Source organism: Rhodococcus coprophilus NBRC 100603 (assembly GCF_001895045.1).
Taxonomy (GTDB): Bacteria; Actinomycetota; Actinomycetes; order Mycobacteriales; family Mycobacteriaceae; genus Rhodococcus; species Rhodococcus coprophilus.
The window spans coordinates 1-17,475 of record NZ_BDAM01000010.1 but is presented as its reverse complement, the minus strand read 5'-3'; the positions used below and the strand labels follow the sequence as shown (position 1 = coordinate 17,475).

The window sequence follows — 17,475 nt, the reverse complement described above, 5'->3', positions numbered from 1 at the left end:
ATGTTCTCGTCACGATTGACAGAAGCCGGTGTGGTGCCCGAACGGATCGACACGCCGGCCCAGGCGCGAGCCGTGATCGAGGCCGACGGAGCTGCCGTCGTCGGAGGAATCCACACCGAGGAGCAGGCGCTCGACTTCGCGTCGAAAGTTTTGGGCGACAAGCTGGTACGTCTCGGACGTCAGTTCGAGGCGAGCATGCGCAATCACGAGCGTGAAGCCGCCGTCGTCGATGCGCAGCCGGTCGACGGGCGCGGACGAAAGCGGTCGTTCGGAAACCCGGGCGAACGAATGACCGCGCACAACGACGGTTTTGCATTCGGCGACTACGCTCCCGATTATCTCTTCCTGTGGTGCAAACGCCCCGCAGAGTCCGGTGGCGACTCGTTCCTCATCGACGCGTGGAAGCTGTCCGAACTGCTCGCAGCCGACCCCGCGACCGCCGACCTCGCCGAATTCTGCCGGAGCGTCGACATCGACCATTCGGAACCGAACTTTCCTCAGGGTACGTACTCACCCATCGTGCGCACCGTGGCCAGTGGCCGTGTGCAAGCCCGGTATCACCCGTACCTCGCTCCCGTTCCGGGCTCGACTCGACCCGAGGACGCGGAGATGATCGGACGCTGGAGCGACACCGTGCTGCACGTCCGCGACAACGGTCCGATGTTTCGCGCAGGCGCCGGCGACATGATCTGCGTCGACAACTACCGGCTGCTGCACGGACGCGACGGGTACACCGATCCGGCGAGGGAGCTCTACTCGATCTGGGGCTGGACGACCGACGCGGTTGCTGTACCGGCGAATCAACTCGACATCGTCGTACCCGATCTCGCGGCGCTGGCCGGCTGAGCCCGGCCATGAGTGCCGCCCTGCACCGCGGAACGGCATACGCGGAGGCCGCAGCGAAAGTTGCCGACAGGCAACACACTCCGGCAATCGCACTGAAGGCCGTATCCAAGGCATATCCGCTCGGGCGACGACGCGGTGAGCTCACCGCCGTCGAAGCATTCGATCTCACGGTGGAGCGAGGTGAGTTCGTCGCGCTCCTCGGCCCGTCCGGTTGCGGCAAGTCCACCGTGCTGCGCCTGCTCGCCGGTCTCGAAGAACCCACCGCGGGAACCGTTCTGATCGAGGGAAAGGGACCCGCCGATCTCGTGGCCTCGCGGAGGCTCGGCGTCGCGTTCCAGGAACACGCACTGATGCCGTGGTCGGACGTGTGGCACAACATCGCATTGCCGTTCCGCATCGCCGGACGGACGGTCGACTCCGGTCGCGTCGACGAACTCGTCGAACTTGTCGGGCTTCGTGGTTTCGAGAAGGCACGACCGAAGCAGTTGTCCGGGGGAATGCGCCAGCGTGTCGCCATCGCCCGGGCGCTCGCTCTCGATCCCGATGTGCTGCTGCTGGACGAACCGTTCGGAGCGCTCGACGCGGTGACCCGGCGCCGGATGAACTTCGAACTCGCGCGTATCTGGGCCGACGCGGGGTCGACGACGGTGCTGGTGACCCACGATGTCGCCGAAGCGGTTCTGCTCGCCGACCGGATCGTGGTGCTCACCGGACGGCCGGGCCGGGTACGGCACCTCGAGCACGTCGACCTGCCCCGGCCCCGGCCGGCGGAGGTGACCCGCGACCCCCGGTTCCACGAGATCGTCGACCGGCTCACCGCGTTGCTCGACGGACCCGCGACGTGATCCCGGGTCTCACCCGGGCAGTTCACGTTCCGGCCGTGGCGTCGAACATCGTCGGTGGTGCTGCACTGCTCGTGGTGTTCGAGACGATCGGCCGTCTGCAACTGTTCGGGAAGAATTGGCCACCGCTCAGCGACGTCGTCGCATATGTGGCAGGCAGCGACACGGTGCAGGCCACGCTGTTGCGCGCGTTCGGTGCCACCGCGACGTCGGCGCTGACGGGATTCGCGCTGGGAGCGGTCGTGGGTGGCGCGCTCGCGTGCGTCACCGTGGTGGCGAGGTGGACCGCGCCCGGCCTCGACCGCCTCGCCACGATCGTCCATGCGGTACCGCTCATCGCGATCGCGCCACTTCTGGTCAGTACGGTCGGGCGCGTGCACACCGCGACTGTCGTCGCGGCCATGGGTGCCGGATTCGCGATCTTCGTCGCGACGTCCGCAGGATTGGCATCGGCACCCGCAGCGCAATCCGATGTGCACACCGCCCTCGGATCGTCCCGATGGTCGCGTCTGCGGTACCTGCAACTCCCGCACACCGCGCCGCTGGTGACGGACGGAGCCGGACTCGCTGTGACGGCCGCGGTCCTCGGGGCGGTGCTCGGCGAATGGTTCGGGGCGCCCAAAGGACTCGGAGTGCTGTTGGTCAGCGCGATGAACAACTATCAGATTCCGTTGCTGTGGGCGGCGGCCATCGGATGTGTGGTGTTGTCCCTGGCCGCGTACACGTCCGTTCGGGTCCTCGCGGTCCCCGTGCACCGGAGGTTCTCGTGAGCGCCGTCCGTGCCGTCGTGGCGCGGTACTGGATTCTGCCGGTCCTGCTGTTCGTGTGGTGGGCTGTGGTCGCCGTCAACGACTTCAACCAGATCGTGATGCCCTACCCGCAGGACGTGTTCGCCGCGATCATCCGGGACCGGGACGCGTACGTCACCGCACTGCTGCCGACCCTGGGCCTGTCTCTGGGCGGGCTCGCCGCAGGACTTCTGGCGGGCGGAACCTGCGCGGTGCTGGTGTGGTCGTCCCGCCTCGTCGCGGGAGTGCTCACCCCGATGGCATTGCTTCTCAACTCGGTGCCCGTCGTGGCGATGATCCCCGTGCTCGCCCGTGTGCTCGGGTACGGACAGCTCACGGTCTTCGTCGTGACCGCCATCATCTGCTTCCTGCCGGCATTCGTGTTCGTCGGCGCCAGGCTGGCCACTCCACCCGCATCACTCGGGGACGTGTACACCGTCCTCGGGGCGAACAAAGCAGTGCGGTTGAGGCGGTTGCTGCTTCCGCACGCCCTGCCGGGATTCCTCGTCGCCTTGCGGGTGAGCGCGCCGACGGCGGTACTGGCCGTGCTGCTGGGCCAATACCTCATGGGAGCAGGCGGACTCGGGAAGATGTTCTCCAGTTCCATCACCTACAGCCAGAACCAGCACGCGTGGGGTGTCGCCGTGGTCGCCACGGTCGTCTCCACCACGCTCTTCTTCGCGGCACGTGCCGTGGCCGACCGGGCCGTTGCCCGGCTGACCTGACCGATCGCCTCATCCTCGACTCTCACCAGGAGCCATCATGTCCGCTCACCCGTTCACCGGACCCGGCCTGAGCCGGCGCACCTTCCTGCGCGGAACCGCTGTCGGTGCCCTCGGATTCGCTGCGGCAGGCACTCTCGCCGCTTGTGGATCGGGAGACTCCACAACCGATTCCGACACTGTGCGAGTCGCTTTCGGTTGGATCCTCAACACCGAGTTCGGCGGATACTACGTCGCGGACGACAAAGGCTATTACGCCGAGGAAGGGCTCACCGTCGAATTCCAGGGGGGCGGTCCGAACGCGCCCACTCCTATGCAGGCGGTCGCCGCGGGGTCCGCGGACATCGGTGTCGCGGCCGGCGCCGCCGACCTCTACACCGCGATCGGTCAGGGCAACGACTTCGTGGCGCTCGGTGCGCAGTTCCAGGTTTCACCGGCAGGGCTGTTGTCTTTGTCCGACAAGCCCATTCGGACTCCGCAAGACCTCGCGAGTGCCCGCATCCTCGGGCAGGAAGGTATTCAGACCACCCTCGACGCGGTGCTCATCGGGGCCGGACTCGACCCGGTGTACGACTTCACGCCGGTCGGATTCGACCCGAGCCCGCTGGTCGAAGGCCAAGGCGACTGCTACACGTGTTTCGTCACCAATCAGCCGATCACACTGGAGCAGCAGTACGGGTTGCGTAAGGGTGACGGCTACGAGGTGGTCACCTTCTCGGAACTCGGTTCGACGCAGTACGCCGACCTCGTCTTCGTCGAACGCGCAGCCCTCGACGCGAACCGCGACAAGATCGTGCGATTCATGCGCGCCACCATGCGCGGCTGGGAGGACTACCTCGCCGATCCTGCGGCCGCGGCACAACTCGCGGTCGGGAAGTACGGCGTCGACCTGGGCTTGGAGGAAGCACAGCAGATTCGCCAGGCAGAACTTCAGGTGCCGCTCGTCGAGAGTCCGAGCGGACTCTTCTCGATGGATGTGGCCCAGATGGAAGGGCCCATGTGGCAGGCACTCACGGCCGGCGGCTACGAAAACCTTCCCGAGCCGTCATCTTTCGTCGACCTCGCGGTGGTGGCCGAGGCGCGTTCCTCCCAGTGAGGGACGGCGTGCTCCGGCCACCACGCACCCGAAGGGCGGGTAGGGATCAGACCTCTTGCAGGCGAGGGTAATCCGTGTATCCCTCGGCGCCGGGTCCGTAGAACAGCTCCGGCCGGAGTGCGTTCTCCGGGTGTTCGTTGCGCCACCGCTCGACGAGATCGGGATTGGCGAGCACCGCGCGGCCCACCGCGACCGCGTCCGCGTGGGAATCCTCGATCAGGCGTACGGCTTCGTCGCGCGTGGTCGGCGACGAGAAGCCGCTGTTGGCGATCACCTTGCCGCCGAAGCGCTGTCGCAGTTCCTGCACGAACTCTCCGGTCGGTTCCCTGTGCAGCACAGACAGATACGCCAGGCCGAGGGGCCGCAACCGGTCGACGAGGGCGCCGTAGACCGCGGATACGTCCTCGCGGTCCGTCTCGAGGACGTCCTGGATGTTGTGCTCGGGGGAGATACGCAGCCCGACGCGCCCCGCACCGACGGCCTCCGCCGCGGCGGTCACCGCCTCGACGACGAGGCGGATCCGGTTCTCGACCGAACCTCCGTACTCGTCGGTGCGCTGGTTCGACGCCGGTGAGAGGAACTCGTGCAGCAGGTAGCCGTTGGCACTGTGGATCTCGACGCCGTCGAGGCCTGCCTCGATCGACCGGCGCGCCGCGGCGACGATGTCGTCGACGACTGCCTTGACCTCGTCGGTCGTCAACGCGTGCGGTACCGGGTACGGCTGCTTGCCGGCGGTCGTGTGGACCTCCCCGTCGATCGCGATCGCACTCGGTGCGACGACGCGCCGGCCCCCGTTCACATCCGGGTGGGTGACCCGGCCGCCGTGCATCAATTGCAGCACGATGCGGCCGCCACGGCTGTGCACCGCGTCGGCGACCCGCCGCCAGCCCTCGGCCTGCTCGTCGGTGACGATGCCGGGCTGTCCGACGAAGGCCTGCGACTCGAAGCTGACGTAGGTCCCCTCCGCGATGACGAGTCCGACACCGGCCCGCTGCCGATAGTGCTCGGCGATCAGGTCGCCGGGGATGCCCTCCGGTCCGCCGCGAAGGCGGGTCAGGGGAGCCATGACGATGCGGTTGCCGAGTTCGAGGTCGCCGAGTGTGACAGGTGTGAACAGATCCATTCGTTGCGCAACAGGGTCCCTGCGGCCGGGATTCCCGATGCCGGGCCGGCTATGAGAAGGGTCACCGCCGATCGCGGCGGCCGACCGCGGCCCGTCGGAGCCGATCATTTCCCATCACCGCAGTACAGGCCGCACATACAACTCCGCCCGGCGACGCGAGGCGTCACCGGGCGGAGAAGCCGGTGGATCAGGCCTTGTGCGGCTCGGACGCGCGGAACATGTCCTCGCGTTCGACGACCTTCACACGCTCGCGGCCTTCGGCCTCGCCGAGGCTGCGTTCGTGCGCGTCGAGGCGGTACCAGCCCTGCCACGTGGTGTACGGCAACTGCTTGCCCTCGAGGAACTTCACCACCGCGTCCTCCGACGGCTCCTCGGGCGTGTTCAGGCGACCCGCCGAGCGGTCCTCGAGCAGGTTCGCGACCGTCTCGTTGGCGTCGCCCTTCGTGTGGCCGATGAGGCCGACGGGACCACGCTTGATCCAGCCGGTGACGTAGGTGTGCGGCATGAAGCGCTGCGGACCGTCGCCGGCCTCGTTCTCGAGGACGCGACCCGCCTCGTTGGGGACGGTGCCCGCCTGCTCGTCGAACGGCAGCTGGGCGATGTTCTGCGACAGGTAGCCGACCGCGCGGTAGACGGCCTGCACGTCCCAGTCGCGGTACTTGCCGGTTCCGCGGACGTTCCCTGTGCCGTCGAGTTCGGTGCGCTCGGTGCGCAGGCCGACGACCTTGCCGTCCTCGCCGAGGATCTCGTGCGGCGACTCGAAGAAGTGAAGGAACAGCTTGTGGGGGCGGTTGCCCACGTCGCGGATCGCCCAGTCCTGCAGGGTGTTGGCAACCATGTCGACCTGCTTCGACGTGCGCCGAGCATGCTCCGAGCCCTCGTCGTAGTCGATGTCCTCGGGGTCGACGATAACCTCGATGGTGGGGGAGTGATCGAGTTCGCGCAGTTCGAGTGGTGTGAACTTGGCCTGCGCCGGGCCGCGACGCCCGAACACGTGCACCTCGACGGCCTTGTTGTTCCTGAGGCCTTCGTAGACGTTCGGCGGGATCTCGGTCGGCAGCAGCTCGTCGCCGGTCTTGGCGAGAACGCGTGCGACGTCGAGCGCGACGTTGCCGACGCCCAGCACCGCGACCTTCTCGGCCTCGAGGGGCCATTCGCGCGGCACGTCCGGGTGGCCGTCGTACCAGGAGACGAAGTCGGCCGCGCCGTAGCTTCCGTCGAGGTCGACACCGGGGATGTTCAGCGCCCGGTCGGCGTTCGCGCCGGTGGAGAAGATCACCGCGTCGTAGAAGCGGTTCAGGTCGTCGAGCGTGAAGTCGGTGCCGTAGTCGAGGTTGCCGAGCAGCCGGATGTTCGGCTTGTCGAGCACCTTGTGCAGGGCGGTGATGATGCCCTTGATGCGGGGGTGATCCGGCGCGACGCCGTAGCGGATCAGGCCGAACGGCGCCGGCATCCGCTCGTACAGGTCGATGCTGACTCCCGGATCCTGCGCAGTGTCGGACTTCATGAGCGCATCGGCGGCGTAGATACCGGCGGGACCGGCACCGACGATCGCGACGCGAAGGGGACGAGTCTGATCAGTCATCAGGGGATCAACTACCTCTTCGGTGAGCGGACGGACATATCCAGCTTAAATTAAGGCTGCCCTCAGTGGGCGGGCGCAGTGCGCGGGGAAGGACGGTATGGGTGAAATGAGAGAACCGTCGAGAGAATCGCCTCAGCGACAACACATGTGGGCACTCATACGGCACAGGTCGACGGCGAGGCGTCGAACGAGCTGAGTGGTTTCCACGCCACAATTCCTACCTCGAGAGGGTTTATTCGGCAAATGCTCCGTGACCGGCTGCAATCCGGCCGGGGATACGATCGGGGGTATGGCACAGCGTCGAACACCCGATCCCGAACCCGCCGCGGACGGCCCCGACGGCGGTACCCCCTGGCCTTTCATGGGGGCGTTGCTGATCGTCGTGTTGCTCATCCTGGGTGTCGTGGGAGCTCAGATGTTGTCGCCCGCGCAGAACGAACTGAGCGACGACGAGCGGATCGACCGTACGGTGGCCGACTACGTCAGCGCGCACAACGAGAACGACACCGACATCCTCGCGCGCCTGCGCTGCGCGGAGCTGCCGGCACAAGAAGCGCCGCTCGCCGACGTCGAGGGCAACGTGCAGTTGCAGGCCACCCAGGACATCGCGGTGGACGGCGACCGCGCGACCGTGGACGTGCGCGCGACCGTCGACGGGACGTCGCAGATCGAGACTTGGCAGGTCGTCCGGGTCGACTCGGTCTGGCGAGTCTGCACGTTCTGACCACCTCCCGCGTGCACGGCAGGCCGTGACCTGTGAAAACATGTCCTGGTGAGCTACGCAGGTGACATAACGCCGCAGGAAGCTTGGGAGCTGCTGCGGGAAAACCCGGATGCCGTGCTCGTCGATGTACGAACCGACGCCGAATGGAAATACGTCGGGGTCCCCGAGACCTCGTCGCTCGGCCGCCGGACCGTCTTCGTCGAATGGGTTCGCCACCCGGACGGTGCCCCGAACCGAACGTTCGTGGACGACCTGGCGAAGGCCGGGGTCTCCGGCGGTCCCGTCATGTTCCTGTGTCGCTCGGGCCAGCGTTCGATCGGTGCTGCCGAGGCGGCGACCGCAGCGGGCCTGACCCCTGCCTACAACATCCTCGAAGGCTTCGAAGGTGCGCTCGCCGACGACGGGCACCGCGGCGCCGAGGGCTGGCGAGCAGCGGGCCTGCCGTGGAGGCAATCGTGAGTTCCATCCCCAAGGGCGGCGCCTTCGAGCGCCGTCTGCCCGACGGGGTGCGTCCCGCCACCCTCGGTGTGCGCGGCGGGACCTTGCGTTCCGGCTTCGAGGAGACCTCCGAGGCGCTGTACCTCAATTCCGGTTTCGTATACGAATCGGCGGAGGCCGCCGAGGCGGCGTTCACCGGTGAAGTCGACCACTTCGTGTACTCGCGGTACGGCAACCCGACCGTGAAGATGTTCGAGGAGCGGTTGCGGTTGCTCGACGGCGCCGAGGGTGCCTACGCGACAGCGTCCGGTATGTCCGCCGTGTTCACGGCACTCGCGGCCCTGCTCGGGAAGGGTGACCGGCTCGTCGCGGCGCGCAGCCTGTTCGGCTCGTGCTTCGTGGTGTGCAACGAGATCCTGCCCCGATGGGGTGTGGAGACGGTGTTCGTCGACGGAGAAGACCTCGACCAGTGGGAACAGGCGTTGTCCGTGCCCACCACCGCCGTGTTCTTCGAGACGCCCTCGAACCCGATGCAGACCCTCGTCGATGTGCGTGCCGTTTCCGAGATGGCTCACGCCGCCGGAGCAAAAGTGGTGCTGGACAACGTCTTTGCGACACCTCTTTTGCAGCGCAGCATCGATCTCGGTGCGGATGTCGTCGTGTACTCGGGCACCAAGCACATCGACGGCCAGGGCCGCGTGCTCGGCGGCGCGATCCTCGGGCCCAAGGACTACATCGACGGCCCCGTGCAGCAGCTCATTCGCCACACCGGTCCGGCGCTGAGCCCCTTCAACGCATGGACGTTGCTCAAAGGCCTCGAAACGATGCCGATCCGGGTGCGCGCCGCGGTCGATTCCGCACTGCGCCTCGGACAGTTCCTCGAGACGCAGGAGAAGGTGCGCTGGGTCAAGTACCCGTACCTCGAGTCGCATCCGCAGCACGCCCTCGCGCGCTCGCAGATGAGCGGGGGCGGCACGATCCTCACCTTCGAACTCGACGCTCCCGAAGGCGAAGGCAAGAAGCGTGCCTTCGAACTGCTCAACAAGCTGCGCATCGTCGACATCTCGAACAACCTCGGTGACTCGAAGTCGCTCATCACCCACCCGGCGACCACCACCCATCGCGCGATGGGCCCGGAGGGGCGGGCCGCGATCGGGCTGACCGACGGCGTCGTGCGCCTCTCTGTCGGTCTCGAAGATCCCGAGGATCTGCTCGAAGACCTCGAACAGGCACTCTCCTGATCGGGTAGCACTCTTCCGAGCCGGAAAGACTGTGGGATACGCTGCGGGTGCTCTGCCAGTAGGGCAGGGCACCCGCAGCGTTACGGTGAAGCCGGTGAGAATCCGGCGCTGTCCCCGCAACTGTGAACCCCGGCACTCCACCGGGGAAGCCAGGTCAGCCGGCGCCGCGGGCACGTACTGATCCTCGGACGAAGGACGGTCACGTGCCGCAACTCCCGATGTTGCAGCCGTACTGTTTTCGTCCTCCGAGCTACGGAGGATGGCTGTGCCCCTCGATTCCCCGCGGTTGCTGGCGGCCGCAATCACCGCCTGTGCTGTGCTGGCGACGGCGTGTGGCGCCGTCGACGACGCCCCCGATACTGCTGCAACCGACACGCCCAGTGCCATCGTGTCGCTCAGCCCGGTGAGCACCGAATTGCTGTACGCAGTCGGTGCCGGCGATCAGGTGATCGCCGTCGACGACCAATCCGACTACCCGGCAGGCGTACCGGTCACCGAGTTGTCCGGATACACCCCCAACGTCGAAGCGATCCTCGGGTACGAACCCGACCTGGTGGTCGCCAACGCCGACACCGCGGATCTCGTCGCCGGACTCGAACAGGCCGGCGTGGAAACCCTGATCCTCCCCGCGGCAACGACCCTCGACGACACGTACGCGCAGATCGAGCAGGTCGGTGCTGCCACCGGACATGTCTCAGACGCCGCCGAACTGGTCGCGCAGATGCGAACCGAGGTCGACGAGATCCTCGCCGGTCTGCCCGAACACGAAGTGCCGCTTCGGTATTACCACGAACTCGACAACACCTACTACTCCGTCACCGACGACACCTACATCGGCGAGATCTTCTCGATGCTGGGGCTCACGTCGATCGCGACCGGAGAGATCGGGTATCCGCAGCTGTCGTCCGAGTTCATCCTCGAAGAGAACCCGGACGTCGTCTTCCTCGCGGACGGACAGTGCTGCGGTGTCACCCCCGAGAACGTGGCGCAGCGGGCGGGGTGGAACGAACTCACCGCGGTCCGCGACGGGCATGTCTACGTCCTCGACGAGGACATCGCCAGTCGGTGGGGACCGCGCGTGGTGGATCTGATGCGCGAAGTCGCCAGGATCGTCACCGGGATTCCCGCGGCCCAGACCGCACCTTGATCGCGACGCCGCGTCGCCGCGCCGTCGTGCTGGGCGGTGCGGCGATCCTCCTCCTTGCGGCGATGCTGGTGAGCATCCTCGTCGGCCCGGCCGGGCTCACACCGCGCGGCGTGCTCCTCGACATCGTGGACCGGCTGCCGCTCGTCGACGTCGAGTCCGGTCTCTCGACGCGTCAGCAAGCGATCCTGTGGAACATCCGCATGCCGCGCGTCGTGCTGGGAGTACTCGTCGGAGCGATGCTCGCGGTCGCGGGAGCGGCCTACCAGGGCGTCTTCCGGAACCCGCTGGCCGACCCCTACCTGCTCGGTGTGTCGAGCGGGGCCGGACTCGGTGCGACGCTCGCGATCGTCGTGGGAGGCGCCGCCGGCTTTGCCGGGGTGCCTGTCGCCGCGTTCGCCGGCGGCCTGCTCGCCGTCGGCGCGACCTACGCGCTCGGGCGCTCGGTCGGCGGGGTGCGTTCCGAAGTCGTCATCATCCTCGCTGGTGTGGCCGTGGCGGCGTTCGCGAACGCCATCCAGACGTTCTTCATGCAGTTGCACGACGACACCTTGCGCCAGGTGTACTCCTGGATGCTCGGCCGACTGTCCACCGACGGTTGGACCGACGTCAGGGTGGTCCTCCCGTACGTCGTGGTCACCGTCGCGATCATCGCCTTGCATCGCCGCACCCTCGACGTGATGGCCGTCGGCGACGTCGAAGCGGCGAGCCTGGGAATCAACCCTGCGCGCGTGCGCTTGTTCCTCGTCTGCGTCGCCACCCTCGGCACGGCGGCCGTGGTCTCGGCGAGCGGACTGATCGGCTTCGTCGGCATCGTGGTGCCACACGCGGTCAGGTTGCTCGTCGGGCCGGGGCACCGCATGTTGCTGCCGCTCTCGCTCATGGTCGGCGCGACGTTCCTCGTGCTCTCCGATGTGGTTGCCCGCACCGTGATGTCACCGTCGGAACTGCCCATCGGCGTGGTCACCGCAGCAATCGGCGCGCCCTTCTTCCTTTTTGTGCTCCGACGAAGCCGAGGTGCCTGATGTCCGGTGAAGGTTCCGGCCCGTCGCCCGCCGTGACGTGCCGGCACGTCGGGGCCACCCGCGGCGGCGTCCAGGTGCTCCACGACGTCGATCTCGTGGTGCCGCCCGGCGCGTGGGTCTCGCTCGTCGGACCCAACGGATCCGGCAAGACCACTCTGTTGCACGTTCTCGCCGGACTCGTGCCGTCGAGCGGAGAAGTCCGAATCGCATCCGTGAGCCCGGGCAGGGCCGCGCGGCGGGTGACCGCTCGCACGGTCGCGCTGATGCCCCAGCGCCCCGTCGTGCCCGAGGGCGTCACCGTCGAGGAACTCGTCCGGCTGGGCCGCACACCACACATCGCGCGGTTCGGATCGGAAACGGAACGCGATCTCACGATCGTGAACCGTGTCGTCGAGCGCCTCGAACTCGGGCCGCTCACACGCAGGTTCGCGACGGAACTGTCGGGCGGCGAGTTGCAACGGGTGGTGCTCGCGCGCGCGCTGGCGCAGGAGCCACGGGTCCTGCTGCTCGACGAACCCACCAGCGCACTCGACATCGGTCATCAGCAGCAGGTACTCGAACTCGTGGACTCGATGCGTACCGAGAGCGATCTGACCGTGATCGCCGCGATGCACGACCTGACGTCGGCGGCGCAGTACGGTGACCGGTTGGTGCTCCTGGACCGCGGGCGGGTCGTCGCGGACGGAACGCCGGCCGCGGTGCTCACGGTCGACCGGATTGCGCAGGTCTACGGGGCGCGGGTCGAGATCCTCGACCGGCCCGCCGGGCGTGCCGTGCTCCCGCTTCGCGACCCGTGGAAGGCGCCGTGATGGACGTAATGCTGCTGGGCACCGGTGCGGCGGACGGCTGGCCCAACCCCTTCTGTGGGTGCGCGTCCTGTCAGGATGCCGCGCGTCGAGGCGACATCCGCGGGCAGACCGCCGCGCTGATCGACGACGTGCTCATGCTCGACTGCGGCCCCGAAGCCCCGCGCGCCGCGGTGCGTTTCGGCCGGACGCTCGCGGACGTGCGCCACATCCTGCTCACCCACGCCCACACCGACCACCTCGGAGCGCAGGCACTGTTGTTCCGCTCCTGGGTCGACGTGGGGCACGTCGTCGAGGTGGTGGGTCCGGCGGATGCGCTCGACGCGTGCCGGCCGTGGGCAGGCCCGGACGATCCGGTTCGGTTCGTGCCGGTCCAGGCGGGCGACACGCTCACCGTCGGCGGCTATGCGGTGCGTGTTCTACCCGCACGGCACCAGGTGTTCCGCGAGGGCGACGCGGTGCTCTACGACCTGACCGGTCCTGACGGGTCCCGGATCCTGTGGGCGTGCGACACCGGCCCGCTTCCGCCCGAGTGGTTCGACGCCGTTCGCGACGCGCGGTTCGACGCGGTGTTCCTCGAAGAGACCTTCGGCGATCGTTCCGATCTGGGCTCGGGGCACCACGGGCTGCCGGAATTCTTCGACACCGTCTCCGCGCTGCGCGGGTGCGGTGCCGCTACCGAGACGACGGAGGTGGTCGCGGTGCACCTCGGCCACCACAACCCGCCGATCACCCGGTTGCGGGAGCGACTGCGAGAGTGCGGGGCCCGGCCCGGGACCGACGGAGAGGTGGTGCGTGTGGGGGACAAGGCCGAGCAGGCGCACCGGACGCTGGTTCTCGGAGGTGTGCGCTCGGGTAAGTCACGGCACGCCGAAGAACTGCTCGCGTCGTACCGCGCTGTCACCTACGTCGCGACCGGTGGGACCCGTGCCGGGGACGCCGAGTGGGCGCAGCGGGTCGCGCTGCACCGCGAGCGGCGGCCCGAATCGTGGTCCACGGTGGAGACTTCGGATGTGAGTGCCGTTCTGCGCGCGGCGACCGATCCCCTGCTGATCGACTGTCTCGGCACCTGGCTCACCGCGCGCATGGATCTGCACGACGTGTGGAACGGCGGCGACATGGGCGCAGTCGACGCCGACATCACCGAACTCCTCGACGCGTGGCAGCGGTGCCCGGTTCCGGTCGTCGCGGTGAGCAACGAGGTGGGCAGTGGTGTGGTCCCGGGCAGTGCATCGGGCCGCCTGTTCCGTGACACCCTCGGGCGTCTCAATGCCTCCGTGGCTGCGGTGTCGGAGACGGTCACGCTCGTCGTCGCGGGGATCCCGCTGACGTTGCGGTGACGAACCTGCGCGGAGCGGGATCGGGCGTGACGCGTTGACGCGCAAGGCCGATCAGGCGAGCAACCGGTACAGACCGATGAGCCCGACGGTCACGATGACCGCACGCAACACCGTCGGGGACATACGCCGGCCGAAGCGGGCACCGAGATATCCGCCGATCAGCGATCCCACGGCGATCAACACGACCACCGTCCAATCGATGCGGTCGAACGCCACGAGAATGTATGCGGTGGCCGCGACGATGTTGACGAGCAACGAGAGCAGATTCTTCGCGGCGTTCTGACGCTGGATGTGTTCGGTGAGCAGCGCCCCGAACAAACCCATCAGCAGAATCCCCTGCGCGGCGGTGAAATATCCGCCGTAGATGCCGACAGCGAAAGTGCCGACCACCAGCAGAATCATCCGCACCGGGCCGATCCGCCCGTCCGGGTCACCGTCGGTGCGCCGCAGCACCCACTTCTGGATCTGCGGTTGGAGCACGACGAGAACGAGCGCGAGGATCAACAGCACCGGCACGACGGTTTCGAAGACCGTCTCCGGCAAGTGGAGCAGCAGCCACGACCCGATCAGCGCACCGGAGATCGAAGCGGGAATCTGCCACCGCAACGTCGGCCACTGGCCGCGCAACTCGCGGCGATATCCCCATGTTCCGGAAACGCCACCCGCGACGAGTCCGATCGCGTTCGACATGGTCGCGGTGACCGGTGGGACACCGAACGCGACGAGGGTCGGGAAGGTGATGAGGGTTCCGGAGCCGACGAGGGAGTTGATGGCGCCGGCGCCGAGCCCGGCAAGGGCGACGAGAAACAACTCCAGCGGTGTCACTGCTCGGAGTCTACGGACGGGCTGACGGGTTCGAGGCGGCGCGTTCTACGACACGCTTACCTCCCGGCGTGCACTGCGCCGCAAGGCCAGAACGACGACGAGGGGCCACACCGTTTCGGGTGTGATCCCTACCCGCTCCACGAGCCCGAAGTAGTTCCCACCCTGAGCGGAGATCAGGAATGCCACAGTCAGCGCAACGAATACCGTGGTGGCGGCTGCCGACCCGCGGACGCTGAGAACGAACGACTGCGAGCGGCCGGACGAGCCGACGAACGCGGGCCAGACCGCGATCAACACCGAGCCGATGACGACGGATGCGACATGTTCCGACGCGGATCCCCCGGCCGGTTGGGGAAGTGCTGCGAGCGCGATTCCCGACACTCCCGCGCCGCCGAGAACGAGACGCGCGGCAGGTCGCAAAGATGTCAGGCCCAGGGCCGTGACGACGTGGCAGGCACCGAGCACGAACAGCGACGTCGTCATGATCCAGCGCTCGGCACCGCCGTGGCTGGCGAGCACGCTCAGGCTCTGCCGCACAGCGCTGTATTCCGGTGGTTGTACCGCGCCCGCGATCACCCACCCCGCGGTCAACGAAACGGGAGCGAGCGCGGCCGAGACCACGGCCCACCAGGGTGCGCCCGGACGCTCGCGGCTCGGTCCGGCTTCGCTGGTTGTTACTCGTTCGACGCTGCCCACGCGCTCCATCGTCGCAGGATCAACCACTTCTACGCCGTCGATTTCGAAGTTCTGCGGGTCCTCGAAACAAGTTGTTCCGGCAGGTGCGCAACGTGATCCGGCGGCTGACAGTTCGGCGAGGTCGACGTATGTCCGATTCTTCCTCTCCCCGCAGCGACGTCCGAAGCAGCACCGTGTGCCGGTCCCGGTATGGACCGGCGGTCAGCGGCGTGTCACCCACTTGTTGGCCAGTCGATTGAACCTCGCCGGTGAGCCCTGCGCGACTGCCGCGAGCAGTCGTGCCTGCCATCCCACCGCGCGGTGCACCCGGCCCCAGGCACGCCCGCGGGTCGCGTCGTAGAGTGCCTCGGCGACATCGTCGGGAGTCAAGTGGATGCCCAGCGTGCGGACGGCACCGACGCTCATCTCCTCCGTCATCGCGGTGTCGACGAACAACGGCCACAACGCGAACACCCGGATATCGTGCGGGCTCCATTCGAGTTCAAGAGCCTCCGTCAGACCGCGTACCGCGAATTTGGAAGCGCTGTAGGTGGCGAGGTCGGGTTGCCCGTAGATCGCCGACGCCGAACAGAGGTTGACCACCTGCGCGCCCGGGGTGCGGCGCAGATATTCGAAGGCACTGTGGCAGCCCAGGACGGTGCCCGTGACGTTGACGTCGATGATCCGGCGGTGTCGCTCGGGTGGGGTGTCCTCGAACGGACCGGACGACAGGATGCCGGCGTTGTTGACGAGGATGTCGAGCTGTCCGTCCGGGCAGAACTCCGAGAGTGCACGGGCCCAGGCGTCGGCGTCGGTGACGTCGAGAATGCCCGTGACGATGTCGGGCTGCGCAGCGGCGAGGCTCTGCAATCCTGCCGCGTCGACGTCGAAGGCACCGACGCGGTAGCCGTGTCGCGCGAACTGCAGTGCGGTGGCTCGTCCGATTCCGGATGCGGCGCCGGTGACGAACACGCTGGGTCTGCTCATGGGGGGAGCCTAGATGTTGGGGGAGCCTAGACACTGCGACTCGTTCCGGCATGGTCGCCGAGTACGGCACGTCCGCGCGGGCCCGACGAAGCTCCGCGCACCTGCCCCGAGGCCCAGCCGGGGACATGCGGGTCAGGTCCAGCCGATTTGAACCCGATGACCGTTGGAGCACTGCTCCTTTCGAGACCTTTTCGGGGCATGCCGCCGGTCCCGACCGGAGGGGCATACTCGGGGAAGTTGCATTACGACGGTCGGAGGAATCGGTGGCTCAGGAATTGAAGTTGGGATACAAGGCGTCGGCGGAGCAGTTCGGACCGCGTGAGCTGGTCGAACTCGGGGTGCTCGCCGAGGCGCACGGGATGGATTCGGCGACGGTGTCGGATCATTTCCAGCCGTGGCGGCACAACGGCGGGCATGCCCCGTTTTCGCTGGCGTGGATGACGGCGGTGGGGGAACGGACGCAGCGGTTGCAGCTCGGTACGAGTGTGTTGACTCCGACGTTTCGGTACAACCCGGCGGTGATCGCGCAGGCGTTCGCGACGATGGGGTGTCTGTATCCGGGGCGGGTGTTTCTGGGTGTGGGGACGGGGGAGGCGCTCAACGAGATCGCGACCGGTTATGTGGGGGAGTGGCCGGAGTTCAAGGAACGCTTCGCCCGGTTGCGGGAGTCGGTGGCGTTGATGCGTGAGCTGTGGGGTGGGGATCGGGTGGATTTCGAGGGGGAGTTCTATTCGGCGAAGGGGGCGTCGATCTATGACGTGCCCGAGGGTGGGATTCCGGTGTATGTGGCGGCGGGGGGTCCGGTGGTGGCGCGGTATGCGGGCCGGGCGGGTGATGGGTTCATCTGCACCTCGGGTAAGGGGATGGAGTTGTATACGGAGAAGTTGTTGCCGGCGGTGGCGGAGGGTGCGGCGAAGGCCGAGCGTGATGTCGCGGGGATCGACAAGATGATCGAGATCAAGATTTCGTATGACACCGATCCGGGCAGGGCGTTGGAGAACACGCGGTTTTGGGCGCCGTTGTCGTTGACGCCGGAGCAGAAGCACAGCATCGATGATCCGGTGGAGATGGAGGCGGCGGCGGATGCGTTGCCGATCGAGCAGGTGGCGAAGCGGTGGATTGTGGCGTCGGATCCGGATGAGGCGGTCGATGCGGTGCGGGCGTATGTGGATGCGGGGTTGAATCATTTGGTGTTTCATGCGCCGGGTCATGATCAGCGGCGGTTTTTGGAGTTGTTCGAGCGGGATTTGGCGCCTCGTTTGCGCGCA

The 17,475-nt window shown here is 67.4% G+C and carries 18 protein-coding genes and 1 riboswitch; of the genes, 13 read left to right on the top strand and 5 right to left on the bottom strand.

What is annotated here, in order from left to right; all coding sequences use genetic code 11:
- From RDCOP1_RS16675 to RDCOP1_RS16655, 5 genes are read left to right on the top strand one after another with little or no spacing between them, the layout of a single operon-like run.
- A complete protein-coding gene (locus RDCOP1_RS16675) occupies positions 1-846 on the top strand; it encodes a TauD/TfdA family dioxygenase (protein ID WP_072702827.1) in 846 nt (281 codons plus the stop codon).
- An 8-nt stretch (positions 847-854) separates the two neighbouring features.
- Positions 855-1,691 (top strand): ABC transporter ATP-binding protein, encoded by an 837-nt coding sequence (locus RDCOP1_RS16670; protein WP_084722665.1) that lies wholly within the window; start codon positions 855-857, stop codon positions 1,689-1,691.
- A gap of 35 nt (positions 1,692-1,726) precedes the next feature.
- Positions 1,727-2,458 (top strand): ABC transporter permease, encoded by a 732-nt coding sequence (locus RDCOP1_RS16665; RefSeq protein ID WP_231922897.1) that lies wholly within the window; start codon positions 1,727-1,729, stop codon positions 2,456-2,458.
- The gene (locus RDCOP1_RS16660; protein WP_169848918.1) at positions 2,455-3,201 is read left to right on the top strand and encodes an ABC transporter permease; all 747 of its coding nucleotides are present in this window, start codon (positions 2,455-2,457) and stop codon (positions 3,199-3,201) included. The genes RDCOP1_RS16665 and RDCOP1_RS16660 overlap by 4 nt, the downstream gene beginning before the upstream one ends.
- A gap of 37 nt (positions 3,202-3,238) precedes the next feature.
- Positions 3,239-4,294 (top strand): ABC transporter substrate-binding protein, encoded by a 1,056-nt coding sequence (locus RDCOP1_RS16655; protein WP_072702821.1) that lies wholly within the window; start codon positions 3,239-3,241, stop codon positions 4,292-4,294.
- A 46-nt stretch (positions 4,295-4,340) separates the two neighbouring features.
- Here the strand turns inward: RDCOP1_RS16655 and RDCOP1_RS16650 are convergent, their stop codons facing one another.
- The gene (locus RDCOP1_RS16650; RefSeq protein ID WP_072702819.1) at positions 4,341-5,417 is read right to left on the bottom strand and encodes an alkene reductase; all 1,077 of its coding nucleotides are present in this window, start codon (positions 5,415-5,417) and stop codon (positions 4,341-4,343) included.
- Positions 5,418-5,604: 187 nt separating this feature from the next.
- On the bottom strand, positions 5,605-7,002 hold the full coding sequence (locus RDCOP1_RS16645; RefSeq protein ID WP_072702816.1) for an FAD-dependent oxidoreductase: 1,398 nt from the start codon (positions 7,000-7,002) through the stop codon (positions 5,605-5,607).
- 289 nt (positions 7,003-7,291) lie between these two features.
- Between RDCOP1_RS16645 and RDCOP1_RS16640 the strand changes: the two genes are divergently transcribed.
- The 7 genes from RDCOP1_RS16640 to cobU all read left to right on the top strand — a co-directional run bounded on the left by RDCOP1_RS16640 (position 7,292) and on the right by cobU (position 13,720).
- Complete coding sequence (locus tag RDCOP1_RS16640) at positions 7,292-7,726, top strand: Rv0361 family membrane protein (RefSeq protein ID WP_072702813.1); 435 nt, start codon at positions 7,292-7,294, stop codon at positions 7,724-7,726.
- A 48-nt stretch (positions 7,727-7,774) separates the two neighbouring features.
- A complete protein-coding gene (locus RDCOP1_RS16635) occupies positions 7,775-8,185 on the top strand; it encodes a rhodanese-like domain-containing protein (protein ID WP_072702810.1) in 411 nt (136 codons plus the stop codon).
- Positions 8,182-9,405: an O-succinylhomoserine sulfhydrylase gene (locus RDCOP1_RS16630; protein ID WP_072703708.1), complete on the top strand. Its 1,224-nt coding sequence runs from the start codon at positions 8,182-8,184 to the stop codon at positions 9,403-9,405. The genes RDCOP1_RS16635 and RDCOP1_RS16630 overlap by 4 nt, the downstream gene beginning before the upstream one ends.
- Positions 9,406-9,433: 28 nt before the next feature.
- Positions 9,434-9,582, top strand: a riboswitch (cobalamin riboswitch).
- Between the two features lie 88 nt (positions 9,583-9,670).
- On the top strand, positions 9,671-10,552 hold the full coding sequence (locus RDCOP1_RS16625) for an ABC transporter substrate-binding protein (RefSeq protein WP_072703705.1): 882 nt from the start codon (positions 9,671-9,673) through the stop codon (positions 10,550-10,552).
- Positions 10,553-10,614: 62 nt separating this feature from the next.
- A complete protein-coding gene (locus RDCOP1_RS16620; RefSeq protein WP_231923082.1) occupies positions 10,615-11,574 on the top strand; it encodes a FecCD family ABC transporter permease in 960 nt (319 codons plus the stop codon).
- On the top strand, positions 11,574-12,383 hold the full coding sequence (locus RDCOP1_RS16615; RefSeq protein WP_072702804.1) for an ABC transporter ATP-binding protein: 810 nt from the start codon (positions 11,574-11,576) through the stop codon (positions 12,381-12,383). Before RDCOP1_RS16620 ends, RDCOP1_RS16615 begins: the two co-directional genes overlap by 1 nt.
- Positions 12,383-13,720, top strand: coding sequence for a bifunctional adenosylcobinamide kinase/adenosylcobinamide-phosphate guanylyltransferase (cobU, locus tag RDCOP1_RS16610; RefSeq protein ID WP_072702801.1), 1,338 nt, complete (start codon positions 12,383-12,385; stop codon positions 13,718-13,720). The genes RDCOP1_RS16615 and cobU overlap by 1 nt, the downstream gene beginning before the upstream one ends.
- 51 nt (positions 13,721-13,771) lie before the next feature.
- Here cobU and RDCOP1_RS16605 read toward each other — a convergent pair whose 3' ends face one another.
- The 3 genes from RDCOP1_RS16605 to RDCOP1_RS16595 all read right to left on the bottom strand — a co-directional run bounded on the left by RDCOP1_RS16605 (position 13,772) and on the right by RDCOP1_RS16595 (position 16,207).
- Entirely contained in the window at positions 13,772-14,545 is a 774-nt protein-coding gene (locus RDCOP1_RS16605) for a sulfite exporter TauE/SafE family protein (protein WP_072702798.1), read from the bottom strand.
- A 45-nt stretch (positions 14,546-14,590) separates the two neighbouring features.
- Positions 14,591-15,241: a DUF998 domain-containing protein gene (locus RDCOP1_RS16600; protein ID WP_169848917.1), complete on the bottom strand. Its 651-nt coding sequence runs from the start codon at positions 15,239-15,241 to the stop codon at positions 14,591-14,593.
- Positions 15,242-15,442: 201 nt separating this feature from the next.
- Positions 15,443-16,207 (bottom strand): SDR family oxidoreductase, encoded by a 765-nt coding sequence (locus tag RDCOP1_RS16595; RefSeq protein ID WP_072702795.1) that lies wholly within the window; start codon positions 16,205-16,207, stop codon positions 15,443-15,445.
- 263 nt (positions 16,208-16,470) lie between these two features.
- On the opposite strand from RDCOP1_RS16595, the gene fgd reads away from it, so the two are divergent.
- On the top strand, positions 16,471-17,475 hold a 1,005-nt coding region (gene fgd / locus RDCOP1_RS16590), incomplete at its 3' end, for a glucose-6-phosphate dehydrogenase (coenzyme-F420) (RefSeq protein WP_072702792.1).